The sequence below is a fragment of the Pseudomonas frederiksbergensis genome (assembly GCF_035751725.1).
In the GTDB taxonomy this organism is placed as follows: Bacteria; Pseudomonadota; Gammaproteobacteria; order Pseudomonadales; family Pseudomonadaceae; genus Aquipseudomonas; species Aquipseudomonas frederiksbergensis_A.
On record NZ_CP142104.1, the window covers coordinates 841456 to 858861 of the forward strand.

Here is a 17406-nt window from a genome sequence, read left to right on the forward strand (position 1 = left end):
GTCATTTTCAAATTTTTGCAGGGAAGTAATCATGAAAAAAACCACCTTTTTAGTTCTAGCCATGGCCCTGGCAGGCTGTCATTCAAACGTCAGGGACTCCTCGCCAAGCCTGTTCAAGGATGGCGTGCAGTTGCAACAACCCAAGGTCGTCGCTGACGCGGAACACGCCAAGATCATCATGAAGGCGACAGGATTCACCCACCCGGTCCAATTCTCCGTGCGGCGCAGTTCCGATGCAGACCAACGTGCCGAGGTCTTGGGAACCGTGGTCGATTCCGGTCGTGGCAAGGTATTCGGCTGGATCGCCAAAGTGAACGAGGTTGCCAACAGCGCCACCGTAAAACGCTTCCCCCAGCTGGAGGTGCAGGCTGACCCCGGGCAGGCGATTGAAGTGATCGGTGAATCACGGGTCTACGACTCGAACTACTACCGCTATGCCGAAAAAATTGTTTATGCGTGCGGCCCTATGAGTTCCACCTTCAAGCCCGAGAAGCAAAAGGTTTACCTGGTGGAGTTCGTGATCATTGGGGCAGGTTGTGAGCAGCATGTTTACGATGTCACTCAACCTCAGGAGCGTATTCCTGTGGCGAGCGTCCAGGGGCTTTGAGTCGGACTTGAAAAGCAGAAGGTCCGGAAGCGAAAGGGGGACAGACTTATCTGTATGCTCAGTTCTTAAATGAATCTATCCCTTTCCCTCCGTTCGGTCGTCGGTGCTCGAAGGCATGCTTGTGTTGGCGCTGTTTGAGGACATTTTGGCGCAGTTATGGCGCAGTTCTCAGAACTGCGCCATTTGCATTTAATCCGCCGCCTGCGCCCGCAATCGCCTGCCAATCACATCCATCACATCACACCCGTCGCGCAACGCGATCGTCAGCATTTTGCAAAAGTTGGAAAGCACCAGTGTGTCGGAACTGATCTCTGAGCGGAACGCAATATTTTCCAGCAGTTGGGTCACGGTGCGGATGCGGTAGTCAGCGGTTTCGAAGAGGACATCAAGCGGGGCTTCGGTGTCGATCAGCAGCGTGGCGGGGGTGCAGTCGATGCCGGTGATGGGCATGTATCGATTCATGGGTAGGACCTCATTCAATTGAAAGGAGCTACCTCGTTGTCGAGTCGCCAAACCCGAGTCGCCATTAGGGCGACGACGAACTATAGGCCGTCCCGTTCAAGTGCCACAAGACAGCGCTTTCTGAGCTTCAAGTAGGAGCTTTGACTTTTAAACTGCTGAATTTCCTACATCGCTTTGCGGCTATAAACGGGGTCGAGTCATTCCATTCGGCCTATTGTCATGACCAGGGAGCAGACCGTGGCGAGGGAGCAACCTCCCTCGCCACGAAAGCGATGCAGCTCTATCCAGCCGTTGCAAATGATCGGCCCGGCATATGACGGGCTGATAGAAATAGGCAATGCCCCAAGGCAAACCGGCATAGGTGGGTCAGTTTTCGATCGTTACCATGGCTTCCTGCCTATCCATCTGGAGTTCACCATGCACGACAGAAAAACCCTCTTCATCACCGGCGTGAGCAGTGGCTTGGGCAACGCCCTGGCGCAAGAGGCGCTCGCAGCGGGCTACCGTGTCATCGGCACCGTGCGCAGTGAGGCGGCGTTGCAGGCCTTCGAAGCGCTTTCCACGGAACGTGCCCATGGCGTGATCCTGGATGTCACCGAGTTCGACCGAATCGATAGCGCAGTGGCGGAGGTCGAAACCACTTACGGTCCGGTCGATGTCCTGGTCAACAATGCCGGCTACGGCCACGAAGGCATCCTCGAAGAATCGCCGCTGGAGGAGATGCGTCGCCAGTTCGACGTCAACGTGTTTGGCGCGGTCGCGGTGACCAAGGCGTTCGTGCCGTATTTTCGTCAGCGCCGTGCCGGCCATATCATCAACATCACGTCCATGGGCGGCACCATTACGATGCCGGGCATTTCCTATTACTGCGCGAGCAAGTTTGCCCTCGAAGGCCTCTCCGATACGCTGAGCAAGGAGCTGCTACCGTTCAACATCTTCGTGACGGCCGTTGCGCCTGGCTCGTTCCGCACCGATTGGGCCGGCCGTTCGATGCAGCGCACTGCTCGAAGCATTGCCGACTACGACGCCAGTTTTGAACCGATCCGTAAAGCGCGCGTGGAGAAAAGCGGCAAGCAACTGGGCGATCCTAGGAAAGCGGCACAAGCGATGTTGCAGATCATTGCCAGCCCGACGCCGCCCGCGCATTTGCTGTTGGGCAGCGATGCACTGAACCTGGTGCGCGACAAGCTCAGTCGGGCGGCCAGCGAGATTGATCAATGGGAAGCGCTGACCCGTTCGACTGACGGTTGAACAGCCAGCAAAAGGAGGCGTCGATGATTCAGGCCGCTACGCATATGGTGCAGTTGATGGAACAGCTCGCGCCTGTCGAGGGCTACAACCTCAGCGCGCTGGATGACATTCGGTTCCTTCGTTCGAACCGGCCACTGACGCGCACGCCGGTCCTGTACGAGCCCGGTATCGTGATCCTGTGCCAGGGGCGCAAGCGCGGCTATCTGGGCGATGACGTCTACGTGTATGACGCCCAGCACTACCTGGTGGTGTCCGTCCCTGTTCCGTTCACCATGGAGACCGACGCCAGCGCCAAGGAGCCTATGCTGGCGATCTACATGCGCCTCGATTTGCAACTGGCCAGCGAGCTGATGCTGCAAGTGGACGAAACCCTCGGCCCCAGCGATGCCCAGCCCAAAGGCATGTACGCCTCGCCCATGGACGATCCGCTGCGCAGCTCGACGTTGCGTTTCCTGGAGGCAATGAGTTATCCGGGCGACGCGCAAATTCTCGGACCGTCGCTGATACGGGAAATCTACTACCGCATCCTGACCGGCGAGCAGGGCGGTTCGATGCGCGCCGCCCTCGCTCGCCAGGGGCACTTCGGCAAGATCACGCGGGCGATCCGAAAGATCCATAGCAGCTACCACGAGCCTCTGGACGTCGAAACGCTCGCTCACGAAGCGGGCATGAGCGTGCCCAACTTTCACCTGCACTTTCGCGGTGTGACGAACTCTTCGCCCATGCAATATTTGAAATCGACACGCCTGCACCAGGCGCGCTTATTGATGTTGCGCAACACGATGAGCGCCTCGACGGCGGCGTTCAATGTTGGCTATGAAAGCGCCTCGCAATTCAGCCGCGAGTTCAAGCGGATGTTCGGGCGAACGCCTCAGGCGGAGATTGAATGGATGAGGGCAACGTATGCGTTGCCCGAAGCTCCGGGAGTGTCTGGTTATGTTTCGTCGCATTAGAATCAACTATCTCCACCGCGCCCGGTGCGATGGAGGTCACGCGAACCTTGTCGCCCAAACTAAGATTGATGATGTGCCCGCTTTCCTGCGCAAGGAAACGTGGCAGCGCCGCGGCGATGCCGTAGAGCGTGCCCTTGAGATTCACATCGATCATGGCGTCCCACTCATCGGTGTTGACCTCCGCCATGGGACGAATCGGCATCAGCCCGGCATTGTTGACCAGCACGTCGAGCTCGCCAAAGCTATCTCGGCCACAACTGCCTCCAATTTGTCTGCTCGACGTGCGGCTACCGCCACCTTTGCGCCGCGCGCGGCCAGCAGGCGAGCTACTTCGGCACTAATACCGGTGCTGCCGCCGGTGATCAGGACGACTTTGCCTTCGATTCCATCGTTCATACGGTTACCTCTTGTTTTACGTCGGATGTGGAGGGGCTGTACCGCGGGTAGTCGATGAACCCTTGCTCTTTGCCACCATATAGGCCTGCGGCGTCCAAGGCGTTGAGCGGCCAGCCGTTGGCGATGCGCTCAGGCAAGTCAGGGTTGGCAATAAAGGGCCGGCCAAACGCAACCAGGTCAGCCAGGCCCGCCTCGACCAGGCCCGCCGCCCTAGCCGCGGTATATAAACCGGCATAGATGATTCGACCGCTGAAAGTGCTTCTCACCTCGCGACGAAACGCGTCGGGCAGGTCTGGCGCATTCGGCCAGTCTGCTTCGGCGATCGAGAGGTAGCCTATGCCTGCTCGCTCAAGTACCTTGATGGCCTCGATATAGGTCTGGTGCGGGTCTTCTTCGACAAAGCCTATGTACACGCGGTCTTCATCGGTGCTGGTGAACAGAGGCGAGAAGCGCACCCCGACGCGTTCGGGCCCGGCCACGGCGCTGACGGCTTGCACCACTTCGCGTAGGAAGCGCAGGCGGTTATGCAGCGATCCGCCATATTCATCGGTGCGTTGGTTGGCGTGAGTCGAGATGAATTGGTTGACCAAATAGCCGTTGGCCGAGTGAATCTCAATGCCATCGAAGCCGGCGCTCAATGCGTTGCGTGCGGCTTGGGCGTAGAGCTCGACCAACGTTTTGATCTCGCTGACGCTGAGCTCGCGTGGCATGGAAGGGGTGACCAATGTACCAGTGCCTGGGTTGGTTTCGATGAAGGCCTTGGCCTTCTGTGCCTGGATCGCCGACGGAGCGATGGGGGCAGCGTTATGGGGTTGGAGAGCATTATGGGATACCCGGCCGACGTGCCAAAGCTGGGCGTAAATCACCCCGCCTTCAGCATGTACGGCATCGGTCACGGTGCGCCAGCCATCAATCTGCGCCTGGTTGTAGATGCCCGGGGTCCAGGCATAACCTTTGCCGCGTGGCTCGATCTGGGTGCCTTCGCTGATGATCAGGCCGGCGCTGGCGCGTTGTTGGTAATAACGGGCCATCAGGGCCGTAGGAATGTCGCCGGGCTGTCCGCTGCGCTGGCGGGTGAGTGGCGGCATGACGATGCGGTTCTTCAGCGTGATGGAGCCCAACGTGGTGGGCTCGAACAACGAGCGATGTTCCATATTCGATTCCTTGTCGCGTCAATGTCGGGTGGGCTTACAAACCACCGAGGCTGAGGTATTTGAGGTTGAGGTATTCGTCCAGGCCGTGAGTCGAGCCCTCGCGACCGATGCCGCTGTCCCTGACCCCGCCGAAGGGCGCTTCAACGGTAGTGATGACCCCGGCGTTGATGCCGATCATGCCGCTCTGCAGGTCGCGCGAGACACGGAAGGGGTGTGCCAGGTCTAGGGTGAAAAAGTACGCGGCCAGGCCGAACTGGCAGGCGTGCTGGCGAGGATATCGAGGTTGTCGCGTACCAACTGCGCCATGCGATTGAGCAGGATGGCGCGCTCTGCCGCGGTGGTCATAGACCAGGATGTGAACGCTGCGTGTGCGGCGTCGATGGCTCGGCGTGTTTCAACGGCGCCGCCCCAAGGGATCTGGCCGATCTGGTTGTCGGTGGCCGGGTCGTTTATCGCTAAGTGTCTGGCGTCATCCGCTGCCATCCACTGGCCGTCGATATAGTTGGCTTCTTTCAACCAACCAGCGTCTTTGATTTGCTGCAAGTTGAACGCAGTCATGCGTGTCTCCAGGAACGTCAGGGCTAAACCGGCCCCTTGCCGATGGCGTCGGGATGTCGTTGAGTGCGGGAGACCTTGCGCAGTCTCCCACCTAGGGTTTGATCAGGCGTTGTTCAGCAGCTCTGTCAGCACCGTTGCGGCTTCGCTGGACGAGCCGGGGTTCTGGCCGGTGATCAGCAGGCCGTCGCGAACCACGTAGGAGGCCCAGTCCGGACCTTTCGAGTACAGGCCACCGTTGGCCTTGAGCATGTCCTCGACCAAGAACGGCACGACGTGGGTCAGGCCGACTGCCTCTTCTTCGGAATTGGTGAAGCCGGCTACTCGCATGCCTTCGACCAGAGGGGCGCCGTCAGCCTTCTTCACGTGGCGCAGAACGCCCGGCGCGTGGCACACCAGGGCTGCGGGCTTGCCGGCGGCGATAAAGGACTCGATCAACTGGATCGAGATCGGGTCTTCTGCCAGGTCCCACAGCGGGCCGTGGCCACCTGGGTAGAAAACCGCATCGAAATCGGCAGGCGAGACGCTGTCCAGCCGTACGGTGTTGGCGAGCAGCGCGGTGGCGACGGCATCGGTTTCGAAGCGGCGGGTCAGATCTGTCTGGAAGGACGGCTCGTTGCTCTTCGGATCGAGCGGTGGCTGGCCACCCACTGGCGACGCCAGGACGATCTCGGCCTTGGCGTCCAGGAAGGTGTAATAAGGCGCCGCCAGCTCTTCGAGCCAAAAACCGGTTTTACGGCCGGTGTCGCCAAGCGTGTCGTGGGAGGTCAGAACCATGAGAATCTTCATTTGTGCTTCCTTTTTTCAGTTGAGCCGTGAGGTCACGGCAAATCGCTGTAAATTAGACCGGTCGTCTAGTTTGCTGGCGGCGAACGACCATTGGGGCTGACTGGACAGAGCTGTAGTTGGTTAGGTCCAGAAGGTGAACGTGTCGCTACGGTATTGTAAATTAGACCGGTCGTCTAGCGACTTTTTCAGGTTTTCACGAAAACTGTTCTTCGGGATGTTAGGGGAGGGTAGAAAGGACAGTAGAAAGCGTTGGGACAATGCGGCGACGTCTGACATGAGCAGTGCAACGCTCCGACTGGCGATGCATCGCTCATGCCAGTGAATCAGGGCAGGTTCAGAAGCTGGCGGGTCGTGGACATCGCCGTCTCGAAGGGCTGGACGCTCTTGGTAATCTTCACCATGACGCTGGCGCCGAGCCACAATTGATAAAGGTTCTGCGCAACCTCATGGGGAGTGCCGCTGATAGCCAATGAACCTTCGGCCAACCCGGACTCGATCCCACTCGCCAAGCGATCGATGATTCCCGACGTACCTCGCTTGAGCACGGCACGCATGGCCTCGGAAAGGTCCGCAACTTCCACGCCCAGTTTCACGGCCAGGCACTTGCCCTGGCAATCCTGGAAGGACTGGGTGTCCTGCCAGATGCGGAAGTAGTTCAGCAGACGCTGCGCCATCGTCAGGCCAGGCTGGCTGAGGGTCTGGTCGATCTCGTCGAGATAAGTCTCGAAATAACTCTCGAGCAGGGCCTCGCCAAACGCGTCCTTGGAGCCGAAGTAGTGATAGAACGAGCCCTTGGGCACCCCGGCAGTCGCCAGAATCTCGTTCAGCCCCACGGCGGTATATCCTTTGGCGGCCATGATTCTCTGGCCTACATCAAGGATGCCTTGGCGGACGTCGGATGTTTCGCGGATCTTTAGGGTGTTCATGGAGGCGATGCTAATCGTTTCTAGTCGATCGGTCTACTAGTGGGGCGTCTGGCTCATGCATCTGGTTACGTGGGTTGAGCCGTGCATTTGTGGGCACTACAGAGGGCAGTGTCTGGACTTTCATGAATTACGGTCACAAAAAAAGACGTCCGTGGACGTCTTTAGATGTTGAAGTGGTGGAGCCGGGGGGATTTGAACCCCCGTCCGCCAGTACTCCGCTGTCGGTACTACATGCTTAGCCGTGTCTATTGAGTTAACCCTCAGCGACCCGACGGGCAGGGTGCTTTGGGCGAGTTGTGTAAGTTTTAGCCGCTTCGTCCACAACGTACTGCACGGCGATTCCGTTCTATATGACAATCACTTTGGGTTTACGGACATCCCCTGGTGATTGCTGGACCCGAAGGTACCAGAAGGGAAGGGCTAAGGCTGCTTACGCAGCGAGAGCGTATTCCCCGTAGGTTTCGTCATTGGCAACTATAGGAAGTTGCAACAGTGGATTTACGAGTTCTGTTACCAACTCGGCATGCACCTAAAGTTTCGCAACCGGCGTCGAATCCTAAACGGCCCCGAACCTGGCGCTCGATAAATCTTGAGGAGCGGCAGGCATGCGCAGTGTACGCCAATCCGTGTCTGAGGCCAACCCGAAGGTTGGCCTCAGACAATGCTACTGATCGCCTTTCGCGTTGTTCTGCAGCTTCTGGATGGCCTGGTTAGTCAGGGAGATGCAATTTTCGGTGCCTTCTTTGGTGCCTTTGGCGTGTTCAGCCTTGGCTTGTCCGACCGTGGCATCGATGTCGGTCTTCAGACCTTCGCTCATTTGCTCGGTGCTGACTTTGGCGTCGCTGATCTTTTGTAAATTGATTTTGCAAAGGTCATCCTGGCTTCCTGCAAACACCGGAGAGGCCAACATCGCAGCGGAAATGAACAAGCCAGCAAGTGCGGTGCGCTTCATGTGTATCTCCTTTAACGTCTGGTCTCGGTGCTGGCTGTAGGGGCACAGACAGGGCCGAGCATAAGGGAGGACCCAGCGGCGCCGGGTCTATTCAAGTTGACTACAGCGAAGCGCAGGAATTCGATTTATCTTACAGCTCCATGGCGACTCCCCCGCTGATGGGTTTGGGACGGGTGACGCGGTCCACCAGATACACCAACCCGTGGTAGTCGATTTCGCCGTGACGCGTCAGGCCGATCTCACACGTACGGCTGGTGGAAACGCCCTCGGTGCAGTATTGAACCGCGTCCTTGAGGGTTCGCAGTGAGTGGGCGTTGAGCTCCGGCGTGGTGAAGCCCTTGTCACCGGCAAAACCACAGCAATGGATGCCTTCCGGGATGACCACGGTCTTGCTGCATTTACGCGCCAGATCAATCAACGCCTGGCTTTCGCCGAGGTGTTGCGTGCTGCACGTGACGTGCACCGCAATGGGCGCCTCCTGGGGTGTGAAGTCGAGGCGATCCATCAGGTGCGTGCGAATGAAACGCACCGGGTCGTAGAGATCCAGGCGCGCTTCGCCCAAATCCTGGACCAGGCGCAGCGTGCAAGGGCTGGTATCGCAGTAGATCGGGTCGAGCCCGCCGCGACTGGCCTGCACCAAGGCGCCGATCAGTTCCTGGCGCTTGTGCTCGGCTTGCTCGGCGTACCCTTTGGACGCGAAGGGCTGGCCGCAGCAAAGGCTGTCTATGTTGTCTGGAAACACGACCTGATAACCGGCTTTCTCCAACAGGCCTCGGGTCTTGTCATGCAGCGACATCTGTTCTGCGTCCCCTGCCGCCGGACCCATGACCCGCGATACACAGGCGGCCAGATAAACCACCCGGGGTCGTTCATCCAGTACCGCCGGGCTTAACCGAATGGCCCTTTCGGCCTGTGGCATGGCGTTGGTCCACTGCGGGACCTGTCCTTTGGACAGCCGAGTGAGCCCTTCTGACAATCGTGCCAGCCGCGGCGCCCCCAAGAGCATCCGGGCACCATTGGCCACGTGCAGCGTAAAGCGCGCCCCTTGCAACGCAGTAGCGAAATTACTCGCGAGCCAGTCGGCGGTTTTCTTACGTGTCGCGTTACGTCCGCGGAGCTTTTTCACCAGTTCGCCCGTATTGATGCCTACAGGGCAGCGTTGGGCGCACAGCCCGGTGGCAGCGCAGGTGTCGATCCCTTGGTATTGATAGGCCGTTTCCAATTCCGAAGTGTCGATGCCAGCACGCTTTTTCGCTTGGATGTCCCGCCAGATCACGATGCGCTGGCGCGGGCTCAAGGTCAGGTCCTTGGATGGGCAGACCGGCTCGCAGAAACCGCATTCGATGCACTTATCCACAATTTCATCGGCGGCCGGCAAGGGCTTGAGGTGCTTGAGATGAATCTGCGGGTCCTCACTGAGCACCACATCCGGGTTGAGAATGCCGTTGGGGTCGAGCAGGCGTTTGAGTTGCCACATCAGTTGATAGGCATCACTGCCCCATTCCAGCTCGACGAACGGCGCCATGTTGCGGCCAGTGCCGTGTTCGGCTTTCAGTGAACCGCCAAACTCCACCGCCACCAATTGCGCCACGTCATCCATGAACGCCTGGTAGCGTGCGACTTCTTCGGTGCTGTTGAAGCCTTGGGTGAAGACGAAGTGAAGATTGCCTTCCAGCGCATGTCCGAAAAGGATCGCTTCGTCGTAGTGATGCTTGTCGAACAACTCGATCAGGCGATTCACGCCAATAGCCAGTTGTTCGACCGGAAAGGTCACGTCTTCGATGATGACCGTGGTCCCGGTCTTGCGAACCGCGCCCACGGCGGGAAAAGTGTCTTTGCGGATGGCCCAGAGTCGCGCGTTTTCCCGTGGGTCTTCGGTGAAATCGACCTGTTTCTCCACGGGGAAAACCGCCAGCGAGGTCATGATCCTCGCGAGCTGTTCCTGCAGCAGCGATGACGAAGCCGCGCGGGATTCAATCAGCAGGGCACAGGCATTATTCGACAAGTGCTGTACGAAATCCGGCATGCCGGGTTTGTCCTGTACCGAGCGCAGGCTGCGGCGGTCCAGCAGCTCGACGGCGGAAACCGGCTGGCTTTTCAGCACGGTGACGGCGTTGCAGCAGGTTTCGACGTCTGGGAATACGATCAGCGCCGAGGCCTTGTTCGGATGATCGATGACGGTGTTGTAGGTCACCGCGCTAATGAAGCCGAGGGTGCCTTCGGAGCCCACCAGCAAATGGCTCAAGATATCCACAGGTTCGTCGAAGTCCACCAAGGCGTTGAGCGACAACCCGGTAGTATTTTTCAGACGATATTTGTGGCGGATTCGGGCGGCCAATTCGGTGTTGTCGCGGGTCTCGCGGCCGAGGGTCGCCAGCCGTTCCAGCAGTTCACCGTGGCTTGCCCGAAATGCCGCCACGCTGGCAGTGTCTTCGGTGTCCAGGCGCGTGCCGTCAGCCAGGACCAGGCGAATGCCAGCCAGGGTGTGATAGGTGTTCTGCGCCGTACCGCAGCACATGCCGCTGGCGTTGTTGGCGACGATACCGCCTATCTTGCAGGCGTTGATCGAGGCCGGATCCGGGCCGATCTTGCGCCCGAAGGGGGCGAGCCAGGCGTTGGCCTGTGCGCCGATCACGCCGGGTTGCAAACGAATTTGCGTGCCCTGCCCACGAATCTCGCGACCGTTCCAGTTATCCCCCAGCACAATCAGTACCGAGTCGCTGATAGCCTGGCCGGAAAGACTGGTGCCGGCGGCGCGGAATGTGACCGGCACTCGATCACGCTGGGCCAGTTGCAGCAGCGCGATAACTTCATCTTCGGTTTCCACGCGCACCACCAGCTGTGGGATCAACCGGTAGAAGCTGGCGTCGGTGCCGAAGGCCAGGGTGGACAACGGATCGTCGAAGCGTCGTTTTTGCGGGATCAGTTTGTGTACGTCGCGCAGGAAAGGGGCCGGAAGTGTCATTGGTCCTCCAGAATCAAAACCACCAGATCCTTCGGACCGTGGGCGCCGTAGGCCAGGACTTGTTCGATGTCGGCGGTTTTCGACGGGCCAGACACCAGCAGGGCATTGGTGGGCATGCCCTGGGCCCACGCGAATTCCTGTTGCACTTCATAGAAGTTGTCGCGGATCTCGCTGGCCTTGAGCAGGGCGAAATGCACCGGTGGGACCAGGCTCATCAGGCGCGGTTCTTCCCGGGTTGGCCAGAGAATCAGGCTACCTGTCGCGGCGATGGCGCCGAGGGTGCCGGTCAGGCTGGCCGGGGTGTCGTTGAACAACTCGGCTTTCCATTCTTCTACCGGTCGGTCGTAGGCCTTGAGAGTTGGCAGGCCCGGATTATTCGCCCAGAACTGTGTGATTCTTCCCCCGTGTACGGTGGTCGGTGCGATGAGCAAGCTTGGCAGTTGACGGTCGCGCAGCAGTTGCGCGAGCAGGGCCGGCCAGCCCTCGTCGGACGTCAGGTGGATTTCGGTGTGCACCGCTTCCATCAGCTTGCGCAATTGCGAGATGCGGTCCTCTGGCGCGTAGCGATAGGTTTGCGTCACCAGTTCGACGTCATAGGTGTCGGCAACCGGCGTAGTGCCTGTGAGACTTTTACGCAGCTTGGCGAGGATATTTTCCTTGGCGCTCATCGGCGGTCTCCCTGCGGGTTCAGGTGGTCGCGGGCCAGGTCATGCAGCGAACGGGCGGCGGGTTTCGGGGCGCTGTGGTTCTGCGTCCATGGGCCAATATTTTGCGGCGCCAGGGCGCGCAGGCGCGTGGCGAGGAAGGCAAACAACCGATACAGCCGCGGCGAACTGTTGAGTCGAGCCCAGGTATTCCAGATGAACCGCTCCTTGGTCGAATACTTGCTGCCCTGGCCGCGCATGACCGGGTTGGGGCTGTCCGGTGCCTTGACGTTTTCCTCTCGCAATCGCCGCAGCAGGGCGGGGATCGGGATTTTTACCGGACACACTTCACCGCAGGCGCCGCACAGCGAAGAGGCGCTCGGGTGATCTGGCACTTTCGCCAGGCCAACCATATGCGGCGTGATGATTTTTCCGATAGGCCCCGGGTAAACCTCACCGTAGGCATGGCCGCCAATTCGGGTATAGACCGGGCAATGATTCATACAAGCGCCGCAGCGGATGCAGTTCAGCGTCTGACGCAGTTCGCTGTCGGCAAATGCCTGGCTGCGGCCGTTATCCAGCAGGACCAGGTGGACTTCCTGGGGGCCGTCCAATTCATCAGCCTTGCGTGGCCCGGAGATCATGTTGACGTAAGTGGTGATGGGTTGGCCGAGGGCCGAACGGGTCAGCAGCGAGAGCAGCGGAACGACGTCCCGTAGGTTCTCCACGACTTTTTCGATACCGGTGACGGCAATGTGCACCGGTGGCACGGTGGTGGACATACGCCCGTTGCCTTCGTTTTCCACCAGCAGCAAGGTGCCGGTTTCGGCGACGGCGAAGTTGACGCCCGAAACGCCTATGTCGGCTTCGAAGAATTTCTGCCGCAAGACCTTGCGACCGATCTGGATGAGTTGGTCAACGTCCTTGGTGTACTCCACGCCAAGTTTGTCGTGGAACAAGGACGCGACCTGACCGGCATTCTTGTGGATCGCCGGCATAATGATGTGTGAAGGCTTCTCGTGGTCGAGTTGGACGATGTATTCCCCCATATCGGACTCGAGACATTCAATGTCCCGGGCCTCGAGGAAATGGTTCATCTCCATCTCTTCGCTGACCATCGATTTGCCCTTGATCACTTGCCGCGCCTCGTGAGCGCGGATGATCGAAAGGACGATGCCGTTGGCTTCGTCCACCGTTTCCGCCCAGTGCACTTTCACACCGTTGCGGGTCAGGTTGGTTTCAAGTTGCTCGAGCAGGTCGGGCAGCTTGGATAACGCGCGGGCACGGACAGCGTTGCCGAGCACTCGCAGATGTTCTCTTTCGTGGGCATCGCTGAAGGACGTTGCCCGTTTTGTCATCAGTGAATCCATCGCAGTGCGAAAGTTATTTCGCAGTTGCGTGTCGTCCAGTGCCTTGTGGGCGCGGGCGCGAAAATCTTCCTGCACTTCAACGGTCGGAATCAGCGTCGGTGCGCTCATGCGGCACCTCCGGTTCGCTGCCAGAGGAAACTCGCCAGATGCTGGCCGCGCAAAGCTTCCCGCTGTTTTTCCAAGGCGCCGTTGATGTTCATCAAGCAACCGCAGTCGGCGCTGACGACCTGGTGCGCGCCGGATTCCTTCAACGCTCGGGTCTTGTCGGCCACCATCGCACCGGAAATATCCGGCATGCGAACGCTGAACGTCCCACCAAAACCACAGCATTCACTCTCATGGCTGTGTTCGACCCGCTCCACGTTGCCTAGCTGTGCCAACAATGCACGGCCATGCAGGTGGGTATTCATTTCCCGTCGTGCCGAGCAAGATGTATGCAGCGCGACCTTCACCGGCGTGCCACTGTCGTTCAATTGCACCTTGCAGACAAACAGCAGGAACTCGGCCAACTCGTAGGTCCTGGCGGCCAGGGCCTGGACCTGTTTGAGTGTCTGCGGCTCGTCCTTGAACAGGTCGGCATAATGCTCGCGCAGCATGCCGGCACAGGAGCCTGACGGTACGACCACCGGGTAATCCCCGGCAAACAATGCCAACTGCGCCCGCGCTACCGTCCGCGCCTGTTCGGTGTAGCCTGAGGTATACGCCGGTTGCCCGCAGCACGTTTGTCCTTGTGGGTACTCCACTTGGATCCCTTCGCGCTCGAGCAGGCGGATCGCATCCATACCCGCTTCGGGGTAGAACAGGTCGACCACGCAGGTTCCGAACAGATAGACCCGGCTAGGTTTCTCGCTGGGATATTGTCGCGGTTCGGGTAATGGCGGAGCGACACGGGTCGCGTTCGGCACGGCGTTGTAAAAAAGCTCGCTCATCAGGCGTGTCTCCGGGTGGTCCCGGTTATCCGTCTGCTGAGGCTGCTGAATATAGAGAGGAAATCTTTCAGCAGCCTTGCAGACCCGGTTGTGAATAGCGGACGCCGATCTCGGTTCGGCGTCGGTTCTTTCAGTATTTCGTGTAGTACTTAGTGAACCAGCATGCCGGTGAACCAGTAGGCCTGGGCCAGCGTGATCAGACCAACGATCGTTGCAAAGAATAGGCTGTGTTTCAGCGTGAAACGGAACAGATCGGATTCTTTGCCCACCAGCCCGGTCGCCGCACAAGCAACAGCGATCGATTGTGGCGAGATCATCTTGCCGGTCACGCCGCCGCTGGTATTGGCCGCTACCAGCAAGGTGTCGTTGACACCGATCTGGTGCGCGGTGGTCGCTTGCAGCGAACCGAACAGCGCGTTGGACGAGGTATCGGAGCCTGTCAGGAACACGCCCAGCCAACCGAGAAATGGCGAGAAGAATGGGAATGCTGCGCCAGTTCCGGCCAACACCAGGGCCATGGTGGAAGACATGCCCGAGAAGTTGGTGACGAAGGCGAACGCCAGCACCATGCCGATGGACAGGATCGGCCAGCGCAATTCAAAAAGCGTCTCTTTAAAAGTGGTAAGACCAGTTCTGAAGTTGATCTTCAGCACCAGCATCGAGATCAGCGCTGAGAAAAAAATCGCTGTGCCGGTGGCCGAAATTGGATCGAGCTTGAACACCGCCGGGATGGCGGTCGGGTTCACCACGATTGGCGCGGACTTGATCACCAGTTGGTCCAGGTGCGGGATCGCGAAGTTGAACACCCAGCCGTACATCGAGCCCCCCGCGGCGAACATCGCCTTGAATGGCTTCAACGTCCAGATTGTCACCAGTACGGTAAGGATCAGGAACGGCGACCAGGCCTTGATGATTTCTCCCAGGCTGTAGGGCGACGCCACGGTGCTGCGAGGCTGGCCGAAACCGCCGGCGCTGGCGGTGATGGCTGCGCTGGAGGTTGCACCGGCAATCTGGGCGCCGGCGGTACGCTTGGGCTGCCAGACTTTCAGGAACAGCGTCAGGGAGACCAGGCTGGCCAGGGCCGAGGTGATGTCCGGCAGTTCCGGGCCAATGAAGTTCGACGTGAAGTATTGGGTGATGGCAAAACTCAAGCCCGCCACCAGGGCGGCTGGCCAGGTTTCTCGCACGCCGCGCAGGCCATCCATCATAAAGACCAGCCAGAACGGCACGAACAGTGACAGCAGTGGCAGCTGTCGACCGGTCATGGCGCCGATCTTGAACGCATCGATGCCGGTGACTTGGCCGGCCACGATAATCGGTATTCCCAGTGCGCCGAATGCCACGGGGGCGGTGTTGGCGATCAGGCACAGGCCGGCGGCATAGAGGGGGTTGAAGCCCAGGCCCACCAGCAAGGCGGCGGTAATCGCGACGGGCGCGCCGAAGCCGGCGGCACCTTCCAGGAAGGCACCGAAGCAGAAGCCGATCAGCAGCACTTGCAGGCGTTGGTCGTCGGTAATCGACAGCACCGAGCTGCGAATCACCTCGAACTGTCCGCTCTTGACGGTCAGTTTGTAGAGGAATACCGCGGCAACGATGATCCAGGCGATAGGCCACAGCCCATACGCAAAGCCATAGCCCGCCGCTGCGAGCGCCATGTCCGCAGGCATTTGGAACGCGAAGATCGCAACCGCGATCGCCAGTGCCAAGGTGATGCTGCCGGCCACGTGCCCCTTGAGGCGGAACACCGCCAGGGCAAGAAAGAAGAAAACGATGGGAATGACGGCCGCGAGTGCGGACAAGCCTAGGCTGCCGAGCGGACTGTAAAGCTGTTGCCAGGTTTGCATAGTGGGTGAGCCCCTAATTGTTGTTGGTCAGGCACTGGTCAGCGGTTTTGGGTAATTGGTAATACCAATTTACAAGCGCTGTCGGCTAGGGTAAAAGCCTTGGTTGCCGTGTGTCAATTTGCCGCCCTGAAACTTTCGTCGAATAAACGGTGCAGATGGCATCTGATCTGGTCGGAATGGGTGGTTTTGGTGGGTGTGGATAAGGTCCGGATGGGCCAGAATAGACAGCCCGGCGAGCCGTCGGGATCGTGGAGAATGGAGTTATGGGGTTTGATCAGATTCGTCAGCGCCGTTTGTCTGACGATATTGTCGAGCGGCTTGAGGGCATGATCCTTGAGGGCACGTTGAAATCGGGCGAGCGATTGCCGGCCGAGCGGACCCTGGCCGAGCAGTTCGGCGTGTCACGTCCGTCGTTGCGCGAAGCGATCCAGAAGCTGACGGCCAAAGGCTTGCTGATCAGTCGCCAGGGCGGCGGCAACTACGTGGTGGAGTCGCTGGGCTCGACCTTCAGTGATCCGTTGCTGCAGCTCTTGGAAAGCAATCCCGAGGCGCAGCGCGACTTATTGGAGTTCCGTCATACCCTGGAAGCGTCCTGTGCCTATTACGCAGCAATGCGGGCCACGGAGGTGGATCGCGAGCGGCTGACGGCGGCCTTCGATGAATTGCAGGATTGTTACGCGCGTCACGACGAGGTGAGTCGGGCGGAGGAGGGGGCCGCGGATGCCCGCTTTCACCTGGCGATCGCCGAGGCCAGCCACAATGCTGTCTTGCTCCACACGATTCGCGGACTGTTCGACCTGCTCAAGCGCAATGTGGTGACCAACATCGGCGGCATGTACAAGCAACGCAGCGAGACGCGCGACATGCTGATAAGTCAGCATCGCGAGCTGTACCAAGCCATCATGGACGGGCACGCCGAGCTGGCGCGGGAAGTCTCCAGCCGACATATCTTGTACGTGCAGGAAGTCTTGGAGGAGGTGCGTCAGGAAGTGCAACGGGTGGCGCGGGCCGAGCGGCGCAAGGGCATTTGAAATGCCTGCTGGATCTGTGGGAGCGACCAGACTCGCTCCCACCCTTGATCCCGGACGTTAGTCTTCCTTGCCCTTGTTGCGCACCGCACGCTGCAGCTCGCGACCGGCATCGCGCTCGCGTTCGGTATCGCGCTTGTCGTATTCCTTCTTGCCCTTGCCCAGCGCGATCTCGCACTTGATCAAGTGCTTGCTCCAGTACAGCGACGTACAGACGCAGGCATAACCCTTCTGCTGCACGGAGGCGAAGAGCTTCTCCAGCTCGCGCTTGTTGAGCAGCAGCTTGCGCGAGCGCACAGGGTCGGCGATGACGTGGGTGCTGGCGGTGGTCAGCGGCGTGATATGACTGCCCAGCAGCCATGCTTCGCCGTCCTTGAGCAAGACATAACTGTCGACCAGTTGCGCCTTGCCGGCACGCAAGCTCTTTACTTCCCAGCCGGCCAGGACCATGCCAGCCTCGAAACGTTGTTCGATGAAGTAATCGTGTCGCGCCTTTTTGTTTTGCGCGATGGTCCCTGTGGGGTGTTTCTTCTGTTTAGCCATAGGGGCGGCATTATAGGCAGTTGCGTGCGTGTCGGCTA

Annotated in this window: 17 protein-coding genes, 1 other RNA gene and 1 pseudogene; 4 read left to right on the forward strand and 15 right to left on the reverse strand. The window is 59.4% G+C overall.

Going from position 1 to position 17406, the window contains the following annotated elements:
- Window positions 1-31: 31 nt before the first annotated feature.
- A complete protein-coding gene (locus tag VQ575_RS03685; RefSeq protein WP_325919100.1) occupies window positions 32-607 on the forward strand; it encodes a hypothetical protein in 576 nt (191 codons plus the stop codon).
- Window positions 608-796: 189 nt separating this feature from the next.
- Here VQ575_RS03685 and VQ575_RS03690 read toward each other — a convergent pair whose 3' ends face one another.
- Window positions 797-1069 (reverse strand): PIN domain-containing protein, encoded by a 273-nt coding sequence (locus VQ575_RS03690; RefSeq protein WP_325919103.1) that lies wholly within the window; start codon window positions 1067-1069, stop codon window positions 797-799.
- A 417-nt stretch (window positions 1070-1486) separates the two neighbouring features.
- Between VQ575_RS03690 and VQ575_RS03695 the strand changes: the two genes are divergently transcribed.
- Window positions 1487-2320 carry an oxidoreductase gene (locus tag VQ575_RS03695; RefSeq protein ID WP_325919106.1) on the forward strand — a complete coding sequence of 278 codons (834 nt, stop codon included), beginning with the start codon at window positions 1487-1489 and terminating at the stop codon, window positions 2318-2320.
- 23 nt (window positions 2321-2343) lie between these two features.
- Entirely contained in the window at window positions 2344-3273 is a 930-nt protein-coding gene (locus tag VQ575_RS03700; RefSeq protein WP_325919108.1) for an AraC family transcriptional regulator, read from the forward strand.
- Here VQ575_RS03700 and VQ575_RS03705 read toward each other — a convergent pair.
- From VQ575_RS03705 to VQ575_RS03765, 13 genes and pseudogenes are all read right to left on the reverse strand, one after another.
- A pseudogene (locus VQ575_RS03705) lies at window positions 3167-3669 on the reverse strand (SDR family oxidoreductase). The gene VQ575_RS03700 and the pseudogene VQ575_RS03705 overlap by 107 nt on opposite strands.
- Window positions 3666-4823, reverse strand: coding sequence for an alkene reductase (locus tag VQ575_RS03710; RefSeq protein ID WP_325919110.1), 1158 nt, complete (start codon window positions 4821-4823; stop codon window positions 3666-3668). Before VQ575_RS03710 ends, VQ575_RS03705 begins: the two are co-directional and overlap by 4 nt.
- A gap of 34 nt (window positions 4824-4857) precedes the next feature.
- Window positions 4858-5070: an aldehyde dehydrogenase family protein gene (locus VQ575_RS03715; RefSeq protein WP_325919866.1), complete on the reverse strand. Its 213-nt coding sequence runs from the start codon at window positions 5068-5070 to the stop codon at window positions 4858-4860.
- Complete coding sequence (locus tag VQ575_RS03720) at window positions 5046-5381, reverse strand: aldehyde dehydrogenase family protein (RefSeq protein WP_325919112.1); 336 nt, start codon at window positions 5379-5381, stop codon at window positions 5046-5048. The genes VQ575_RS03715 and VQ575_RS03720 overlap by 25 nt, the downstream gene beginning before the upstream one ends.
- A gap of 102 nt (window positions 5382-5483) precedes the next feature.
- Window positions 5484-6167 carry a type 1 glutamine amidotransferase domain-containing protein gene (locus VQ575_RS03725; RefSeq protein WP_039592361.1) on the reverse strand — a complete coding sequence of 228 codons (684 nt, stop codon included), beginning with the start codon at window positions 6165-6167 and terminating at the stop codon, window positions 5484-5486.
- Between the two features lie 323 nt (window positions 6168-6490).
- Window positions 6491-7093, reverse strand: a complete 603-nt coding sequence (locus tag VQ575_RS03730) for a TetR/AcrR family transcriptional regulator (RefSeq protein WP_198726204.1) — start codon at window positions 7091-7093, stop codon at window positions 6491-6493.
- Between the two features lie 174 nt (window positions 7094-7267).
- Window positions 7268-7661, reverse strand: a transfer-messenger RNA (tmRNA) gene (gene ssrA / locus VQ575_RS03735).
- Window positions 7662-7757: 96 nt separating this feature from the next.
- The gene (locus tag VQ575_RS03740; RefSeq protein ID WP_039592339.1) at window positions 7758-8045 is read right to left on the reverse strand and encodes a hypothetical protein; all 288 of its coding nucleotides are present in this window, start codon (window positions 8043-8045) and stop codon (window positions 7758-7760) included.
- 130 nt (window positions 8046-8175) lie between these two features.
- The gene (locus tag VQ575_RS03745; protein WP_325919115.1) at window positions 8176-11010 is read right to left on the reverse strand and encodes an FAD-binding and (Fe-S)-binding domain-containing protein; all 2835 of its coding nucleotides are present in this window, start codon (window positions 11008-11010) and stop codon (window positions 8176-8178) included.
- On the reverse strand, window positions 11007-11678 hold the full coding sequence (locus VQ575_RS03750; RefSeq protein WP_039592337.1) for a LutC/YkgG family protein: 672 nt from the start codon (window positions 11676-11678) through the stop codon (window positions 11007-11009). The genes VQ575_RS03745 and VQ575_RS03750 overlap by 4 nt, the downstream gene beginning before the upstream one ends.
- Entirely contained in the window at window positions 11675-13132 is a 1458-nt protein-coding gene (locus tag VQ575_RS03755; RefSeq protein WP_039592336.1) for a LutB/LldF family L-lactate oxidation iron-sulfur protein, read from the reverse strand. The genes VQ575_RS03750 and VQ575_RS03755 overlap by 4 nt, the downstream gene beginning before the upstream one ends.
- The gene (locus tag VQ575_RS03760) at window positions 13129-13953 is read right to left on the reverse strand and encodes a (Fe-S)-binding protein (protein ID WP_045156928.1); all 825 of its coding nucleotides are present in this window, start codon (window positions 13951-13953) and stop codon (window positions 13129-13131) included. Before VQ575_RS03760 ends, VQ575_RS03755 begins: the two co-directional genes overlap by 4 nt.
- Window positions 13954-14102: 149 nt before the next feature.
- Window positions 14103-15797, reverse strand: a complete 1695-nt coding sequence (locus VQ575_RS03765; RefSeq protein ID WP_039592334.1) for a lactate permease LctP family transporter — start codon at window positions 15795-15797, stop codon at window positions 14103-14105.
- Between the two features lie 263 nt (window positions 15798-16060).
- Here VQ575_RS03765 and VQ575_RS03770 point away from each other — a divergent pair, with 263 nt between their 5' ends.
- A complete protein-coding gene (locus VQ575_RS03770) occupies window positions 16061-16828 on the forward strand; it encodes an FCD domain-containing protein (RefSeq protein WP_039592333.1) in 768 nt (255 codons plus the stop codon).
- A gap of 57 nt (window positions 16829-16885) precedes the next feature.
- On the opposite strand, the gene smpB is transcribed toward VQ575_RS03770, so the two are convergent.
- Window positions 16886-17368 (reverse strand): SsrA-binding protein SmpB, encoded by a 483-nt coding sequence (gene smpB / locus VQ575_RS03775; protein WP_030139770.1) that lies wholly within the window; start codon window positions 17366-17368, stop codon window positions 16886-16888.
- Window positions 17369-17406 lie beyond the last annotated feature (38 nt).

Excerpts from the sequence above, each read along its gene's own strand:
- VQ575_RS03725 (WP_039592361.1), bottom strand. The coding sequence starts at position 6,167 with ATGAAGATTCTCATGGTTCTGACCTCCCACGACACGCTTGGCGACACC.
- VQ575_RS03770 (WP_039592333.1), top strand. The coding sequence starts at position 16,061 with ATGGGGTTTGATCAGATTCGTCAGCGCCGTTTGTCTGACGATATTGTC.
- VQ575_RS03685 (WP_325919100.1), top strand. The coding sequence starts at position 32 with ATGAAAAAAACCACCTTTTTAGTTCTAGCCATGGCCCTGGCAGGCTGT.
- VQ575_RS03730 (WP_198726204.1), bottom strand. The coding sequence starts at position 7,093 with ATGAACACCCTAAAGATCCGCGAAACATCCGACGTCCGCCAAGGCATC.
- VQ575_RS03700 (WP_325919108.1), top strand. The coding sequence starts at position 2,344 with ATGATTCAGGCCGCTACGCATATGGTGCAGTTGATGGAACAGCTCGCG.
- smpB (WP_030139770.1), bottom strand. The coding sequence starts at position 17,368 with ATGGCTAAACAGAAGAAACACCCCACAGGGACCATCGCGCAAAACAAA.
- VQ575_RS03750 (WP_039592337.1), bottom strand. The coding sequence starts at position 11,678 with ATGAGCGCCAAGGAAAATATCCTCGCCAAGCTGCGTAAAAGTCTCACA.
- VQ575_RS03690 (WP_325919103.1), bottom strand. The coding sequence starts at position 1,069 with ATGAATCGATACATGCCCATCACCGGCATCGACTGCACCCCCGCCACG.
- VQ575_RS03720 (WP_325919112.1), bottom strand. The coding sequence starts at position 5,381 with ATGACTGCGTTCAACTTGCAGCAAATCAAAGACGCTGGTTGGTTGAAA.
- VQ575_RS03755 (WP_039592336.1), bottom strand. The coding sequence starts at position 13,132 with ATGAGCGCACCGACGCTGATTCCGACCGTTGAAGTGCAGGAAGATTTT.
- VQ575_RS03695 (WP_325919106.1), top strand. The coding sequence starts at position 1,487 with ATGCACGACAGAAAAACCCTCTTCATCACCGGCGTGAGCAGTGGCTTG.
- VQ575_RS03760 (WP_045156928.1), bottom strand. The coding sequence starts at position 13,953 with ATGAGCGAGCTTTTTTACAACGCCGTGCCGAACGCGACCCGTGTCGCT.
- VQ575_RS03765 (WP_039592334.1), bottom strand. The coding sequence starts at position 15,797 with ATGCAAACCTGGCAACAGCTTTACAGTCCGCTCGGCAGCCTAGGCTTG.
- VQ575_RS03710 (WP_325919110.1), bottom strand. The coding sequence starts at position 4,823 with ATGGAACATCGCTCGTTGTTCGAGCCCACCACGTTGGGCTCCATCACG.
- VQ575_RS03740 (WP_039592339.1), bottom strand. The coding sequence starts at position 8,045 with ATGAAGCGCACCGCACTTGCTGGCTTGTTCATTTCCGCTGCGATGTTG.
- VQ575_RS03745 (WP_325919115.1), bottom strand. The coding sequence starts at position 11,010 with ATGACACTTCCGGCCCCTTTCCTGCGCGACGTACACAAACTGATCCCG.